This is a genomic window from Rhizorhabdus sp. GW822-FHT03C02 (genome assembly GCF_058801765.1).
The window spans coordinates 114,812-131,007 of record NZ_JBXANN010000009.1 but is presented as its reverse complement, the minus strand read 5'-3'; the positions used below and the strand labels follow the sequence as shown (position 1 = coordinate 131,007).

The window sequence follows — 16,196 nt, the reverse complement described above, 5'->3', positions numbered from 1 at the left end:
CTTTTCACGCGATTTACCCAAGTCCTTATTTCGTGCGGCCCTCTGCCGTCCTGGCATCCCCGATCCGCGCATCGATGAAGTCGATCGCCTCGCCCAGCGCCTGGCGGCTCGCCTGCGCGGTCGCCTCGGGGGTGGTGCCGATCCAGCTATGATCGACCCCCGGGATGATGATCGTGCGCACCGGCACCCCGGCCTTGCGCAGCGCCGCGTCGAACGCCCGGGTCTGCGCGACCGGCACGGTGCGGTCGGCCTCGCCATGCATCAGCAGCATCGGCGGATCCGATTTGTCGACATAGGTGATCGGCGACGCCGCCTGCGCCAGGGCGGTGCAGTCATCCTTGCCGCAGCCGATGAAGCGGTCGGCGACCGACGCCGCGCCCTGCGGCCCCGGCGCCGCGCGCAGCGCGACGAAATCATAGATGCCGAACCACGACACCACCGCCTGGACGCAGTCCGACGCGGCGTCGGCGCCGGCGGCGGTCGAAGCGACGGTCTCGACATTGGCGTTCCTCGGCTCGGTCCGGCCGCCGGGTTCGAGTGCTGCGACCCCGCAGCTCGTCCCCGCCAGCGCGGCGAGCTGTCCGCCGGCCGACTGGCCCCAGATCGCGGCGCGCTTGGGGTCGATGCCATATTGGCCGGCATTGGCGCGCAGCCAGCGGATCGCCGACTTCACGTCCTGGATCGCGGCGGGCGACGGCGCCTCGCCCGAGAAGCGATATGCGGCCGAGGCGACGACATAGCCGCGCGCCGCCATCGTCGCGAGCACCGCGGGCCAGTCCTGATAGGCGGCGCTGCGGCGTGGCCCCCCGCCCATCCAGCCGCCGCCATGGACATAGACGATCAGCGGGCGCGGCCCGGCAAAGCTCTTGGGCGGCAGGAACAGGTCGAGCTTGAGCGGGCGATAGCCGGGCAGCGTCGCATAGACGGTATCGGGATAGCCGGTGACGCCGCCGGGGAAATCGACCTTGAGCCCGGCGAAGGAGTCGGCGCCGACCGCCTGGACCGCCGCACCGATCTTCACCGCATCGGCGATCTGCGAACCGGGGCTCGCCTGCGCGCCGCTCGCCAGGGTGGCGGCGACGCCGAGCAACATCAGGCGGGCAGGCAAATGCACCTTCATATCTCTCTCCCGTTCGGCCGGTCCCTCTTTGGGGGCCGGCTGCGGTGGAGCATTAAACTGCCCCTTTCCGCGCCATGGAGTTTCATGTACGAAACAGTCCGTGCAATGTCAATTGACGTAAAAATACGAAAGAGCGGACATGAGTGGGATGGGGATGGAACGTCAGGAAATCGCTCGGCGCAGCGCCGACAAACCGGCCTTTCTGACCGGGCTGATCGGCATGGACATCGCCGCGTCGCGGTCCCCCGCGATGCATATGGACGAAGCCGATTCGCAGGGGCTGCGACTCGTCTACCGGCTGTTCGACCTCGCCGCCGCCGGCCGATCGGCCGACGATCTCGCCCGGGTGATCGACGCGGTCGAGCTGGCGGGCTTCGCCGGGGTCAACATCACCCACCCGTTCAAGCAGCGGGTGATCCCGCTGCTGCACGAACTCGACGACGAGGCGCGGGCGATCGGCGCGGTCAACACCCTGCTGTTCCGCGACGGCCGGCGGATCGGCCACAACACCGACTGGTCGGGCTTCGCCGAAAGCTTCGACCGGCAGCTGGGCGGCGCGGCCTTGGGCAAGGTCGTCCAGATCGGCGCCGGCGGCGCGGGGGCGGCGACCGCGATGGCGATGCTCGAACGCGGCGCGCGCGAACTGGTGATCGTCGACCCGCAGGGAGACCGCGCGCAGGCGCTCGCCGCGCGCTTCGCCGGCCACCGCGCGGGGGCGACGGTGCGCGCCGGTACCGACGCCGCGGCCGAGCTGGCCGACGCCGACGGCATCATCAACGCGACCCCGATCGGGATGGAGGGGCATGACGGGGTGCCGGTCGACACCGCGCGGCTGCGGCCGGCGATGTGGGTCGCCGACGTCGTCTATTTCCCGCTCGAGACCCGCCTGCTGCGCGAGGCCCGCGCGATCGGCTGCCGCACCGCCCATGGCGGCGAGATGGCGATCTTCCAGGCCGCCCGCGCCTTCGACCTGTTCACCGGCCGCACCGCCGACCGCGAGCGGATGATCGCCAATTTCTGATAGGACCTGTCGCGCAGGCGCCGTCGAAGAGCGCCAACGCGGGAATGAGGATATGAGATGACCAACCTGATCATGCGCGCACAGAGGCGCCCTTCCCGATCCTCCCTGAAGCGCAGCTTTGGGGAGGGGGACCATCCGCAGGATGGTGGAGGGGTGGGGCAGAACCTCCACGCCCCTGATGTCTTCGCGGTCGGAGAACCCCTCCACCGCCTTCGGCGGTCCCCCTCCCCATCTGCGATGGGGAGGATCTAAGTGCAGCACACCCGCCCCCAAGCCCCCACCCGCGCCCGCTTCGGCATGCTCGCGCTGATCGCCACCGGCACGCTGGTCAATTATCTCGACCGCACGATCCTCGGCATCGCCGCCCCCGCCCTCACCAAGGATCTCGCGATCGACGCGGCGGTGATGGGGGTGGTGTTCTCGGCCTTCTCGTGGAGCTATGCCGCCTCGCAGATTCCCGGCGGGCTGTTCCTCGACCGCTTCGGCACGCGGCTGACCTATGCGCTGTCGGTCGGCTTCTGGTCGCTGTTCACTTTGCTCCACACCATCGCCGGCGGGCTCGCCTCGCTGCTCGGGCTGCGGCTCGCGCTCGGCATCGCCGAATCGCCCTGCTTTCCCGCCAACAGCCGGGTGGTCGCGACCTGGTTCCCGCGCTCCGAACGCGCCTTCGCGACCGGGGTCTACACCGTCGGCGAATATATCGGCCTCGCCTTTCTCAGCCCGCTGCTGTTCTGGATGCTTGCCGCCCATGGCTGGCGGTCGCTGTTCCTGGTCTGCGGGCTGATCGGCCTCGCCTTCACCGGCCTGTGGCTGCTGCGCTACCGCGAGCCCGCCCAGCACGGCCGCGTCAACCAGGCCGAGCTCGACCTGATCGCCGAGGGCGGCGGCATGGTCGGCGCCAGCGCCAAGGGCGCGCCGATCGACTGGAGCAAGGCGGGCAAGTTGCTGCGCTTCCGCCAGATGTGGGGGATCTGCATCGGTCAGTTCGCCGGCAATTCGACCTTGGTGTTCTTCCTCACCTGGTTCCCGACCTATCTGGCCACCGAACGCCATATGGACTTTCTCAAGATCGGCCTCTTCGCGATCCTGCCGTTCGCGGCCGCCTCGGTCGGGGTATTGTTCGGCGGCTGGTGGTCCGACGGGATGCTGCGGCGCGGGCGATCGGCCAATGTCGCGCGCAAGCTGCCGATCATCACCGGGCTGCTGCTCGCCTCGACGATCATCAGTGCCAATTTCGTCGAGTCCGACGCGGTGGTGATCGCGATCCTGTCGGTCGCCTTCTTCGCGCAGGGCATGGCCGCGCTGGGCTGGACCCTGGTCTCCGACATCGCCCCCGAGGGGATGCTCGGGCTGACCGGCGGCATCTTCAACCTCGCCGCCAATCTCGCCGGGATCCTGACCCCGCTGGTGATCGGCGCGATCGTCGCGGCGACCGGGTCCTTCTTCTTCGCGCTGGCCTATGTCGGCTGCCTCGCGCTGCTCGGCGCGCTCGCCTATATCTTCATCCTCGGCGACGTGCAGCGGATCGAACTATGATCGCGCTCGCCGCGCTGCTCGCGGCGGCGGCGGGGCCGCTACCCCCCGCCCCCTGCCCGCCGGGCACGGCGCTCGCCTATGTCTGCGGCGCCGAAAAGCCCGAGGACCTGATGGCGATCCCCGACACGCCCTGGCTGATCGCCAGCGGCTTCGCGCCGGGGGCGGGGCTCAAGCTGGTCGACACGCGCGCCCGCACCGCGACGCCCTGGTTCACCGGCGCCGCCGACCAGGTCGATCCCGATCCGGCCGCTTTTCCGCACTGCTCCGACCCGCCCGAACCGGCGCTGTTCGACACCCGCGGCCTGAGCCTGCGCGCGACCGGTCCTGGCCGCTTCGCGCTCCATGTCGTCAACCATGGCGGGCGCGAGTCGATCGAGCGCTTCGATGTCGAACTGCCAAAGGGCGTTGGCGTTGGCGCACCGCAACTGCGCTGGCGCGGCTGCCTGCCGATGCCGGCTGGCCAGGTCGCCAACAGTGTCGCGACCTTCGCCGACATGACCGTGATCGCCACGGTGCTGACCCGGCCGGGCACGACCATCGCCGATTTCGTACAAGGGAAGATCACCGGCGCGGTCTGGCAATCGCGCCCCGGCGACGGCCGGTTCACGATGATCGAGGGCACCGAATTGCCCGGCAATAACGGGCTCGAGATCGATCCCGACGATCGGCACTTCTACGTGGTCGCGTTCGGCTGGCACGCGGTGCTGGTCTATGAGCGCGGCCGCCGCCGGCCGGTGCGCCGGATCGACATGCCCGATTTCATGCCCGACAATATCCACTGGTCCGGCGGCCGCCTGCTCGCCGCCGGCATGCGCCTCGACGAGCCCGCCTGCGGCGGCCTGCGCCGGATCGTCAACGGCGAGGCCGACAAGATGCTCTGCCATCGCGGCTATGGCGTCGCCGAAATCGACTCCGCCACCGGCACCGTCCGCAGCTTCGCCTATGGCACGCCCGAAGCCGCCTTCAACGGCGTCTCGGCGGCGGCTGTGGTCGGCGACGAATTGTGGCTGGGATCGTATCAGGCCGACCGGATCGCGGTGCGGAAATTGCCCTGACGCAAATCGATTGCGCGTGCGTCGGCGTCCTCGAGATCGCCCATCACGCCGCCCGCGTGTCGAATTCCACGCGATCGATCACATCGCTCCAGTCGCATCCCGACGACAGACGATGAAGGGTGATGTTCGGATACCAGTAGCTTTTGTCGCCCTCGGCACCCCAACGCCAATTCGGCAGTTGCGGGATGAAGGCGTGGGTGGTGGTGCCGATGGCGCCGGCAAAATGCGCGACCGAATTGTCGATGCTCAGCACGATGTCGCACTCCGCGATCAAGGCAAACACCGCCTCGATATCGTCCAGGCAGTCGAAATCGCTCATGCAATCGAAACCGCGCTCGCGCAGCTTGGCGATATCCTCCGGTCGTGCGGAATATTGCAGGATCGCGATGGCGTGCCTGGCGGGGTCGAGGTTGCGCGCCAGCGCTTCGACCGGGATCGACCGCAACTCGCCATGTTCGGAACTCGCACTGAACCAACTCAGCCCGACCAGATCGCGGCCGCGCCTCACCCGTGCCGCGGCCATTCGAACATCGCTCCGCGGCACGGGAAGCAGGCTCGGCCGCGGCAGCGCGCCGTCGAGCAGGCCCCGGTGAAACAGGCCGAGCAGATCCCCCATCGCGATATGATAGTCGATCGCGTGAACCCCATGCGGTCCCTCGCGCGCGACGAACTCCAGATGCGGAAAGGTCGATCGCAAGAGCGAGAGAAGCCGCCGATCGCATTCGACGACAAAGGCGAAGTCCAGCGCTTGAACCAGATGGAGAAGTTGCAGGAACATCACCTCGTCGCCGATCCCCTGCTCGGCCCAGATATAGACACGCCCCGGCCGCGCCGTGGGCGTCCAGCGCCTTGTCGCAGAGAAGCGATCGACCTGCGCCGGCGACAGCCGGGCCGGATAGAGGCGCGTACCTCGCATGAGATCGCCCAAGGTCAGATAGGCGAGCGACAGATAGAATTTCGCCTTCGCATTCTGCGGGTCCAGCCGCAGGCATTTCTTGTAGAATTCGATGCTTTTCGAGAATTCACGCTTTTCATCGAGCACGCGTGCCTTGATGAAATAGCTTAGGAAATCCTTGCGACAGGCGAGCGCGGTCTCGACCGCGCCGATCGCCCCGTCGACATCCCCCTGGAGCATCAGGAACAGCGCCAGCCCCTGAAAGACGCGCGGCTCCCTGGGCCAATGCCGGGCAAGTTCATGATAGTGCGAAATGACCTGGAACGGCGCCATCTGGCCTTCCAGTTCGCGAACGCGCGCGAATTCGCTGTCGAACGTCATACCCTATCCTGCCGTCGTGGTGCCTTGCCACCTCGCTGTATCGCCGCCGGAGGCGGCGGGCCAGCCGTAACCCGTTGCCTCGAAAGGCAATGTTGCCGGATGGCATCGTCGATATCCGGTGCGGCCCGATCAGACGCGATTCGATCGGGTCCTGTCCCGGTCGCCCGATCTTGGATTACAGGTCGATGGGGGAAATAGGATTCTGGCACGCTGGCGGACATGTCTCCGGCAAGATTTGCCGAAAGGAATAGGGAGGAAGCGGCTTTCCAGAGCATTTTCAAGTCAGGTGGAATCACCTGACGGCTCGGAAAATGCGGAAAACAAAGGCAATCCAGAGCATGTCCTGATCAATCCGATCAGGGCATGCTCTAGATGATGATCCGAACGCGATCCGCCTGAAGCAGGCGTTCGGCATCACGCCGACATTCGGCCGCGAAATTCAACAAGCTCGATATGGCGGCGCCATCGGTCAGGTTCCGGCTGATCCGCTCACAGCGCTCAGCCTCGACGCACAGATTGTGGATGTCTCGGGCCATTGTCGTCGTATTCCGTGATGTCTCTCGATATCGCGCCCCTACGCGACCGGATTTGCATCGTTATGTCGGTTTGTTTCAACAAAGCAGCATCACGGCGGCGATGCCGGCGTGACGCCGGCATCACCGCGGGACCATGGCCCGGAACACCGATATCGGCGAACCGCGCCGTGCTTCGGAGTTTCCGCAGGCCGCTCAGCCCTCGATCATCTCCGTGCCCTTGATCGTCGTCCGATGCATCACCCGGCCCGACGCCTTGTCATACGGGGTGGAGCGGTGGAGCAGGCCGGGATTGTTGAACATCACCATGTCGCCGGTGCGCCATTTGTGGCGATAGACGAACTGCTCGGTGGTGCAGAAGTCGACCAGTTCCTCGAGGAAGGCGGCGCCTTCCTCATGCTCCATGCCGACGACGTCGAGCGCGGTGACGCCGATCAGCAGCGAGGTGCGGCCGTCCTTCTGGTGCCACACAAGCGGATGCTCGGTCGGCGGGAACACCGCGTCCCAGCGGGCGAAATCCTCGGGCTGCGGATCGTCGTAGAAGCGCGGGCCGACCGCGCGGAAGCAATGGACGACGCGCAGCGTCTCGAGCTTGTCCTTCATCGCCTGCGGCATCGCCTCCCAGGCGGCGAACAGATCGGCGAATTCGGTGTCGCCGCCCGCGCTCGGCGGCACCTCGCACTTCAGCAGCGTGCTCTTCCCCGGCACATTGTAGGACGTGCCGTCCATGTGCCACCAGTCGTTGCCGCGGATATAGTCGAGATGGGTCTTGTCGTCCTTGTCCTTGGTGACGCGGTAGATGCCCTTGTCGCTCGACGCGGTGCCGTCATAGGCCTTGTCGAGCGCATGCTGGTCGCCCAGCGCCGAACTGAAGGTGCTGAACTGGTCGTCGGTCAGCCCGATCTGCGGGAAGACGAGCACGCCATAGCGGCTGAGCGCGGCCATGACCTGCTCGGTCACGCCGGGGTTCATCACATCATCGGCTGCGATCCGCACATAGGCGCCCATCGGGGCATCGATCGGTTCGATTTCGACCTTGGTCAATACGCTCGCCATCAGCTTACCTGTCCTCGAGTTTATGTCTCTGCTCGAACCGGCCGGTCGCCCGGCCGCTTCTTCGATTGCTGAATGGCTATCATTTTCTCGTCCGATTCTCAAGATCAATAAGTATGCTTAGTATTCCCGCGACGGACGATCGGTGCTCCCCGGGATGCGAACTCCGCAGGGGCGGGTCGGATTCACGGCTCGCGGCTCTAGAGCATGTCCTGATCAGATTGATCAGGACATGCTCTAAATTGTCTTTGTTTTCCGCATTTTCCGAGCCGTCAGGTGATTCCACCTGACTTGAAAATGCTCTAGCCGGGATGCCACCGGAAATGGCAGACATCCGATCAGATGCGAGGAGACGTCCGATTCCGCAGAAAAAATTGGTGACGCTCGCCCAGATGGGCGCGGTGGGCGAGCTGTTCAGCGTCCACCTCAATCAACTCGACCATCTTGTCCGCAAGGCCACCGCGGAGGCGTGGGACAACCGGGAATTGCGAACGGGCACGATCGGGGCGCTCTCGCTGATCGCCGCCAATCCGGGATTTTCCCAGAACGACATCGTCGAGAACACGCTGTTCGACAAATCCGCCGTCAACGCCATCGTCAACGGCCTGGAGGAAATCGGCTGGGCCTATCGCCGCGCATCGACGACCGATCGCCGGCGGTACGAACTCTATGCCACCGAAGAGGGCCAGGCCGCTCTCAAGCGAATCGTCGCCCGTATAAAGGCCATTGAATCACGCATGCTGGCCGGCCTTGCCGACGAGGAACACGCCCTCCTGCTCGACCTTCTCGACCGCCTTCATGCCTCAGTCATTGCAGCAAATATCTGAGATAAATTGCTAATTCTCATTTTTTAGACGCTCGAAAGAAGGTTTGCATTTGCCTAGCTTCCTGTTAGTTGTTGTTAACAACTAAAAACGGATTCTGGAGGTTGAGGGCAGGTCGAAATCGACCATCTGAAGGCACAGCGATCACGACGTCAGGCTGAACCGGCACGCATGCGCATTCCGCCAAGCAGGTTCGTCGCTTTCATTCGATCACAAGCCTCCTGTTCGTTGAGCTTGTCTGTGATTTAAACGACAGATTCCGATTGAGGACGCTATCTCGATAGACCGTCCTTGGTATTCGCGTATAAAATTCGAATTCTACAACGATAATCAAAATAATCATAACTGCGATGCCGATAATAATCGCAACAGGGAGAGAGTGATGAAAAGAGTATCCGGAATAAAGTTCCGTAAACTGGCGATGGGCGTGGCGGTGGCCGCGCTCTTTCCGGGCGTGGCGTTGGCGCAGAGCGAAGCGGCCGGCCAGGCGCCGGCTTCGCCGCAGGACGACGTCCAGTCGCTGCCTGCCTCCGGCCAGGCCGCGAAACCCAATGCATCCCGCCCGCGCATCGACGATACCGAAATCGTCGTCACCGGCACGCTGATCCGCGGCATCGCCCCGGCCGGCAACAATGTCCTCAACATCACCCCCGGCCAGGTCACCGCCACCGGCGGCACGACGAGTAACCAGGTCCTCGCCAGCCTGCCGCAGGTCGCCAACTTCTTCAACGCGATGCCGGTCGGCGTCTCGCCGGTCGCGGGCTCCAACGCCAGCAACCCGATCAGCCGGCCGAACCTGCGCAACCTGCCCGCCGCCAACACCAGCGGCGGCGCCCAGACCCTCGTCTTGATGGACGGGCATCGCATCGTCGGCGCCGGCACCCAGCAGGTCGCGGTCGATCCCGACATGATCGCCCCCGGGGTGATCGAACGCGTCGAAGCGCTCACCGACGGCGGCTCGGCCGTCTATGGTTCGGACGCGCTCGGCGGCGTGCTCAACTTCATCACCCGCCGCCGTTTCGACGGCGTCCAGGCAAGCGCGCGCTACGGCTTCGGCGACGATTACCGCACGGTCGACGGCAGCGCGATGGTCGGCAAGGACTGGGGCAGCGGCGGCTTCTACGTCGCTTATGGCTATAGCCATCATGACGCGATCCTCGGTTCGGACCGCGACTTCGTCCGCAACATCAACTACACCACCGGCGTGCCGGTCGGCCGCAATTGCGCCAACCCCAATGTCACCGTCGGCGGCGCGAGCTATGTCGTCTCGGGGGCGACCCTGGCCGCCGGCGGCCCGAACACGTGCGACGTGTCGGACAATTTCGGCATCTACCCGAGCTCGACGCTGCACAATGCCTATGCGCGCCTCGTCCAGGATCTGAGCGAGAACATCCATTTCGACTTCTCGGCGCTCTACGCCAACCGCGCGACGCGGGGCTATGGCGGTACGCTCGGCCAGGGCAATCTCGGCGGCGGCGCGACCGGCACGGTGACGCTCCAGCCGACCAACCCCAATTACCGCCCGGTCCCCGGCGCGACCACCGCGCTGCCCGAGACCGTCCAGTTCAACTATGGACCGCTGCTCGGCGACCTCTCCGGCGTTCTGCGGACCAATCTGAAGACGTTCAGCCTCGCGCCGCAACTGGCCGCCGATATCGGGGCCGGCTGGCAGGCGCGGGCGTTGATGAGCTACGGCCGCTCGACCGTCGATTACAAGAACAGCCAGGTCAGCGCCGCCGCGCAGACCACCGCGATCGCCAACGGCACCCTCAACCCGTTCAACGTCGCCGCGACCAGCCCGACCACGGTCGCGGCGCTGACCGGCTTCGACCGCGGCCTGGGCCGCAACGAGCTGTACGACTATCGCGCAATCGTCGACGGGCCGCTGTTCGCACTGCCGGGCGGCGACATCCATGTCGCGCTGGGCGCCGAGCATATGCAGGATAATTTCCGGCGCCGGATCAGCAGCGCCGCGCTCGTCCTCCAGCCGCCGGCCGATTATACCCAGAAGGTGGATTCGCTGTTCGGCGAGCTTCAACTGCCGGTGGTCAGCAAGGACAATGCCCGGCCGCTGCTCCACGAGTTCACGATCTCGGCGTCGGCGCGCTACGACAAGTACAACGACTTCGGCGACACCTTCAATCCGAAGGTCGGCGTGACCTATCGGCCGATTTCCTGGGTCGCGCTGCGCGGCAACTGGGGCAAGTCGTTCAACGCGCCGAGCCCCACCGACCAGCTCGGCACCGCGACCTCGACCGCCAGCCCGGTGCCCGCCGCCTTCCTGATGGCGCCACCGGGGGTGACCTTCGCAGCGAACGAGACCGGCGTGTTCCTCGGCAGCGGCACCGCCGCCGGGCTCACCCCGCAAAAGGCCACCAACTGGTCGTTCGGCGCCGAACTGACCCCGCCCTTCGCCGAAGGGCTGACGCTGAACGCCTCTTATTATCATATCAAGCTCAAGGGGACGATCGGCCGGCCGGTCACCGGGCCCAGCCTCGCGCCATTTTTCGCGAGCTTCCCGAACCTGTTCATCACCCGTCCCTCGGGCCAGCAGCTCACCCAGTTCCTGAGCACGCTCAAGCCGTCGAACATCAACTTCACCGTGGTCAATCCGACCTCGACGGCGCAGGCGATGATCAGCAGCGGCGGCAACGTCCAGCCGGTTGGCCTGGTGCTCGACACGCTGGTGCGCAATCTCGGCGAAACCTCGCTGAGCGGGCTCGACTTCGCGGCGAACTATCTGCGCCCGACCGGGTTCGGCTCGCTCGATATCAGCGTCGCCGGCAACTACCGCCTGACCCAGAAGACCCAGATCAGCGCCGCGGCCCCGATCATCGACGATCTCCACACCGAAATCCCGCATATGGTGATCTCGTCGACGCTCGGCGCCAATATCGACAATCTGCGGGCGCAGGTGACGTGGAACCACACCGCCGGCTATCTGCGCGGCGACGCCGGCCAAGCGGCGGCCTTCGGCCAGGTTCGGGTGAAGGCGTTCGACGCGATCAACCTGTTCTTCCGCTGGGATGTGCCCGAGAAGCTGCTGGGCAAGGACCTGCAGCTCACCGCCAACGTCCAGAATCTGTTCGACAAGGCACCGCCGCTTTACAAGAGCGCGAGCGCCAATGGCTATGACGCCGCCGGCGGCCATGCCTTCACGATCGGACGGATCATCCAGTTCGGCCTCAACAAGCGGTTCTGACCTCGAGGGGGCATCGGCGGTTGCTGCCGGCGATGCCCCCTCGCCCTATCTGATGAGAAAGTCCGAGATGACGCGCCGTTCCGCCTGGGCAATTGCTGTCGCGCTGGCCGCTGGTCCGACGCCGATCGCGGCCGCCCCGCAGTCGCCGGCCGATGCGTCGCAAGCCGCCGACCCGCTGTTCGCCCAGCCCTATGTCGATATCGACGAGTGGCGCGAAGCGCCGGTCCGGCACCGCTATGTCCATGGCGGCTTCAGGGGCACCGACCTCAAATTCTCTTATTATTTTCCCGCGAAAGCCGATTATCGCGGCCATTTCTTCCAATATCTGACCCCGGTCCCCGACAGCGAGACCTCGTCGCAACAGGCGCAGGGCGGCGAGAACATGATCGCTTTCGCGATCGCCTCGGGCGCCTATTTCGTCGAGACCAATGGCGGCGGCGCCTCGGCCAATGCCGGCCCGGCCTTCCGCGCCGACCCGACGATCGGCGCCTATCGCGCCAACGCCGCCGCCGCGCTTTACTCGCGCGTCATCGCCGCCCAGGCCTACGGACCGCGCCGCCCGTTCGGCTATATCTTCGGCGGCAGCGGCGGCGCCTATCGCACGCTCGGCGGCATCGAGAACACGCACGGCGTGTGGGACGGCGCGGTCCCCTTCGTGCTCGGCTCGCCGATGGCGTCGCCCAGCAACTTTACGATCCGGATGCACGCGATGCGGGTGCTCCACGACAAATTCCCCGCTATCGTCGACGCGCTCGAGCCCGGCGGCAGCGGCAACCCTTATGCCGGCCTGAACGCGGAAGAGGCCGGCGCGCTGCGCGAAGCGACCCGGATGGGCTTTCCGCCGCAGAGCTGGTTCGGCTGGAAGACGATGGGCGTGCACGCCTTCACCGCGATCTATGGCGGGGTGCTCGCCGCCGACCCGCGCTATTTCGACGATTTCTGGACGAAGCCCGGCTATCTGGGGTTCGCTCCGCCGGAATCGCTGAAGAAGGCGCGGCTGCAATATCGCACGACCGTGCGCGCACTGCTGTCCGCCGACGAGGCCGAGGCGCATGGCATGGGATCGGTCCGGATTCCCGGCACCGCGCGCGGCACCGCCGATCTCGCCTGGGAATCGCAGATCCATGACGGATCGAAACGGCCGGTCGCGATCCAGCTGGCGGGATCGCCGCCGGATGTCGGCTTCCTCGGCGGCGACCTGCTGATCCTGTCGGGCGCCGCCAAAGGCAAGCGCCTCGCGCTGCGCGAGATCGTCGGCGATGCGACGAGTCTCGGCGTCGTCGATCTCGCCACCCTCGCGGCGCTCAAGCCGGGCGACGAGGTCCAGGTCGACAACAGCAATTTCCTCGCGGCGCAGACCTATCATCGCCACCAGGTGCCGGGGCCCGATTATCCGGTCTGGAACCAGTTTGTGGGGCCCGACGGCAAGCCGCTCTATCCGCAGCGGCCGATGCTGCTCGGTCCGATGTTCACCAAGGGCGCGGCCGGTAGCGTGCCGACCGGGGCGTTCGCGGGGAAGATGATCCTGGTCGAATCGCTGTGGGACCGCGAGGCCTTTCCCTGGCAGGCCGACTGGTATCGCCGGCAGGTGCAGGCGCATCTGGGTGCCGCGACCGACGATCATTTCCGGGTGTGGATGACCGACCATGCGCTTCATGGCGGGGTCGAGGATCCCACCCGCATCGTCAGCTACATACCGGTGCTGCAGCAGGCGCTGCGCGACCTCTCGGCCTGGGTCGAACAGGGCACCGCCCCGCCGGCCAGCACGGTCTACACGGTCGATGACGGCCAGGTCTCGGTTCCCGCCGATGCCGTCGCGCGCAAGGGCGTCCAGCCGGTGGTCGGCCTGACGATCGCCGGCGGCGGCAAGCGCATCGAGATCGCCGGCGGGCAGACGGTCACGTTCGCCGGAACGATCGCGGTACCACCGAAAACCGGCAGCCTGGTCGCCGCCGAATGGGATTTCGACGGCAGCGGCAGCTTCGCGACGAGCTCGAAGGTGGCAGCCGGCGCCGCATCGGCGAGGGTCGCGACATCGCACCGCTTCGACACGCCGGGGACCTATTTCGTGGTGCTGCGCGCGACCTCGCAACGGCAGGGCGATCCCAAGACCCCGTTCGCACGGATCGAGAATCTCGATCGGGTGCGGGTGGTCGTGCGCGCGCGATGATATCCAGTTCAGCCCCTCCCCTTCCCGGGAGACTGACACCTTGGCGGCCGGTCGGATCACCGACCGGCCGCACTTTATCCGCAGCCGAACCACGCCGGGCATCGAAGCGTCGCACGTGATGGCGGCATAACCGGGGAAGACCGGCGATGCATGAACCGGGCAGCAGCAAGCGGCCGGACCGGCAGCTCGCGGTGGTCATCGGCGCCGGGGGCCCTCCCGCGGCTCACCCGACCCCGATATCGCCGTCGCCTCCCGGAGGTGCGGCAACCGTCCTGTCCGGCCATTCGGGATAGTCGCCGAGGCTGAAGATCAGCAGGCCGCTTATCAGGCAGGCGCCGATCCCCGCGTAGAGCATCGGCGTATAGTTGCCATAGGCGTCATAGACGAGTCCGCCGAACAGCGGCCCCAGCCCCGATCCGAGCGCGATCGCGCTCGCCATGAAACCGAAGATCGAACCGAAATTGCGCAGTCCGGCATAGCGGGTCGTCAGATAGCCGCAGACCTGCAATTTCGTGCCCGCGGCATAGCCGTTGATGAACATCGCGATGGCAATCAGCAGCGGCGTCCTGAACGGCTCGAGCAGCAGGATGAAGGTGAGCGACGAGAAACTCAGCGTGAGCCCCGCCACCCACCGGCCATGCCATCGGTCCATGAGCCAGCCGGTCAGCAGCTTTCCCAATATGCCGGCGGCGCCGGACATCGCCGCAAGCCAGGCGGCATTCTGGCGCGAGACGCCGACCTCGGTCAGCAGCGGAAATTGATGGACGAGGATCGCCATCGTCATCGTCATGATGATCAAGGTCGAGATCGCGATCTTCCACAAGGATATGTCGCGCCAGGCCTGGCCGATCGTCAGACCGGGCAGATCGACGGCGACCGGTTTCGCAGCACTGGCGGGCAGCCTGCGCACGCGGTCGCGCGCATCGAACAGGAAGAAGGCGCAGGCAATGAACGCTACCCCGCCCCAGCCGAGGCCGATCCCGACAAAGGCGGTTCTCCAGCCATAGCTCTCGATGAGGAAATTCGTCGCCACCGGGGTGATGATCTGGGCGACCGCCGCCCCGGCCATGGTGAGGCCGAGCGCGAATCCCCGCGCGGCGCTGAACATGCTCGAAACCGCCGCCGCCCAGACGGTCGATTTGACCATCAGCGCGACCAGGCCATAGACCAGCCACAGGCCCACCCATTGGCAGATCGAACCATTGGCCAGGCTGAAGCCGGCCACCGTCAGCGCCGAGAAGATCAGGCCGGGCAGCGCGATGCGTCTCGACCCCCATTTGTCGATCAGCGCGCCGAAGAACGGCGACAGGCTGGCGGTGAGGATCGCCGAGACGGTGACCCCGATCGAGGTCTGCGCGCGGCTCCAGCCGAATTCGTCGCCGAGCGGCTGCATGAACAGCCCGGTCGCCGCGCTCATCACCGAATTGAACGAAAAGCCGATCATCGCCGCGAGGACGAGTTTCCAGCCGAGCCGCCATTCCTGCCGTGCGAGCATCAGGGTCGCGGGTGCCTGTGCCTGTGCCGGCCCCACCTCAAAGGCCGAACTTGGCGCGGTCGACCTGCGGCCGGCCGGTGTCGCCCTGCGCATAGGCATCGATCTTCGCGCGGATGAAGTCATCGGGCGACGCCGCCAGTTCGCGCAGCGTGTCCAACCCCTCCTCATGGGTGGGGATGAGGATCCGCCCCGCCTCCATCGCATCCGCCAGCAGACCGGCGACCTCGGCCTGCGACTTGAGCCAGAGATGAGCGCCGGGCCCACGCATCACGACGTCTTCGCCCCATGTCTTCATCCCGTCGACCGAGGTCGTCATCACCGGCCCCGGACACAGGCAACTGACCGCGATCCCCTTGGGCGCCAGATAGATGGCGAGATTTTCCGACAGCGAGATGATCGCCGCCTTCGACGCGGCATAAGGAATCCGGTTGGTCGCATAGGGATAGAGCCCGGCGAACGACGCGGTGTTGACGATATAGCCATGGCCGCGCGCGATCCAGCGCGGCAGGAAGACGTCGAGGCTGCGAACGATGCCGAAGAAGTTGCAGTCCATCATCCGCTGCCATTCCGGCAACCCGAAATCCTCCGGATTCCCGCTGTGCAGCAGCCCGGCATTGTTCATGACGATGTCGATCTCGCCGAGCGCCGCCTCGGCCTCGTCCGAGGCCGCCTGGACCGACGCGGCGTCCATGACGTCGCACTGCACCCCGGCCGCCCGGCCGCCCGCCGCGACGATGAGCTGCGCGGTTTCGCGCGCCCCCTCCGCGTCGATGTCGGCCGCCGCGACCCGCGCCCCGCGCCGTGCGAATTCGATCGCGATCGCGCGGCCGATATTGCGCCCCGCCCCGAAGATGATCGCCGTCCTGTCTTTGAAAACCTGCCGATCCCGTATCATCCCGCACCCTCTCTTA

The 16,196-nt window shown here is 66.2% G+C and carries 12 protein-coding genes; 6 read left to right on the top strand and 6 right to left on the bottom strand.

What is annotated here, in order from left to right; genetic code table 11:
- Positions 1-25: 25 nt before the first annotated feature.
- A complete protein-coding gene (locus AC1RM6_RS20950; protein WP_493104783.1) occupies positions 26-1,120 on the bottom strand; it encodes an alpha/beta fold hydrolase in 1,095 nt (364 codons plus the stop codon).
- 154 nt (positions 1,121-1,274) lie between these two features.
- On the opposite strand from AC1RM6_RS20950, the gene AC1RM6_RS20945 reads away from it, so the two are divergent.
- The 3 genes from AC1RM6_RS20945 to AC1RM6_RS20935 all read left to right on the top strand — a co-directional run bounded on the left by AC1RM6_RS20945 (position 1,275) and on the right by AC1RM6_RS20935 (position 4,732).
- Positions 1,275-2,141 (top strand): shikimate dehydrogenase, encoded by an 867-nt coding sequence (locus AC1RM6_RS20945; RefSeq protein ID WP_493104781.1) that lies wholly within the window; start codon positions 1,275-1,277, stop codon positions 2,139-2,141.
- Between the two features lie 252 nt (positions 2,142-2,393).
- Positions 2,394-3,677: an MFS transporter gene (locus AC1RM6_RS20940; RefSeq protein WP_493104779.1), complete on the top strand. Its 1,284-nt coding sequence runs from the start codon at positions 2,394-2,396 to the stop codon at positions 3,675-3,677.
- Positions 3,674-4,732: a hypothetical protein gene (locus tag AC1RM6_RS20935; protein WP_493104778.1), complete on the top strand. Its 1,059-nt coding sequence runs from the start codon at positions 3,674-3,676 to the stop codon at positions 4,730-4,732. Before AC1RM6_RS20940 ends, AC1RM6_RS20935 begins: the two co-directional genes overlap by 4 nt.
- Before the next feature lie 43 nt (positions 4,733-4,775).
- On the opposite strand, the gene AC1RM6_RS20930 is transcribed toward AC1RM6_RS20935, so the two are convergent.
- From AC1RM6_RS20930 to AC1RM6_RS20920, 3 genes are all read right to left on the bottom strand, one after another.
- Positions 4,776-6,008 carry a hypothetical protein gene (locus tag AC1RM6_RS20930; RefSeq protein ID WP_493104776.1) on the bottom strand — a complete coding sequence of 411 codons (1,233 nt, stop codon included), beginning with the start codon at positions 6,006-6,008 and terminating at the stop codon, positions 4,776-4,778.
- 368 nt (positions 6,009-6,376) lie between these two features.
- Positions 6,377-6,544, bottom strand: coding sequence for a hypothetical protein (locus tag AC1RM6_RS20925; RefSeq protein WP_493104774.1), 168 nt, complete (start codon positions 6,542-6,544; stop codon positions 6,377-6,379).
- 192 nt (positions 6,545-6,736) lie between these two features.
- Positions 6,737-7,597: a TauD/TfdA dioxygenase family protein gene (locus tag AC1RM6_RS20920; RefSeq protein WP_493104772.1), complete on the bottom strand. Its 861-nt coding sequence runs from the start codon at positions 7,595-7,597 to the stop codon at positions 6,737-6,739.
- Between the two features lie 374 nt (positions 7,598-7,971).
- Between AC1RM6_RS20920 and AC1RM6_RS20915 the strand changes: the two genes are divergently transcribed.
- The 3 genes from AC1RM6_RS20915 (at position 7,972) to AC1RM6_RS20905 (ending at position 13,790) form a co-directional block, all read left to right on the top strand.
- Positions 7,972-8,421, top strand: coding sequence for a MarR family winged helix-turn-helix transcriptional regulator (locus tag AC1RM6_RS20915; protein ID WP_493104770.1), 450 nt, complete (start codon positions 7,972-7,974; stop codon positions 8,419-8,421).
- A gap of 379 nt (positions 8,422-8,800) precedes the next feature.
- Positions 8,801-11,620, top strand: a complete 2,820-nt coding sequence (locus AC1RM6_RS20910) for a TonB-dependent receptor domain-containing protein (protein ID WP_493104768.1) — start codon at positions 8,801-8,803, stop codon at positions 11,618-11,620.
- A 67-nt stretch (positions 11,621-11,687) separates the two neighbouring features.
- Positions 11,688-13,790: a PKD domain-containing protein gene (locus AC1RM6_RS20905; protein WP_493104766.1), complete on the top strand. Its 2,103-nt coding sequence runs from the start codon at positions 11,688-11,690 to the stop codon at positions 13,788-13,790.
- 223 nt (positions 13,791-14,013) lie between these two features.
- Here AC1RM6_RS20905 and AC1RM6_RS20900 read toward each other — a convergent pair whose 3' ends face one another.
- Positions 14,014-15,285, bottom strand: a complete 1,272-nt coding sequence (locus AC1RM6_RS20900) for an MFS transporter (protein WP_493104765.1) — start codon at positions 15,283-15,285, stop codon at positions 14,014-14,016.
- Between the two features lie 37 nt (positions 15,286-15,322).
- Complete coding sequence (locus tag AC1RM6_RS20895; RefSeq protein WP_493104763.1) at positions 15,323-16,180, bottom strand: SDR family NAD(P)-dependent oxidoreductase; 858 nt, start codon at positions 16,178-16,180, stop codon at positions 15,323-15,325.
- Between the last annotated feature and the right edge of the window lie 16 nt (positions 16,181-16,196).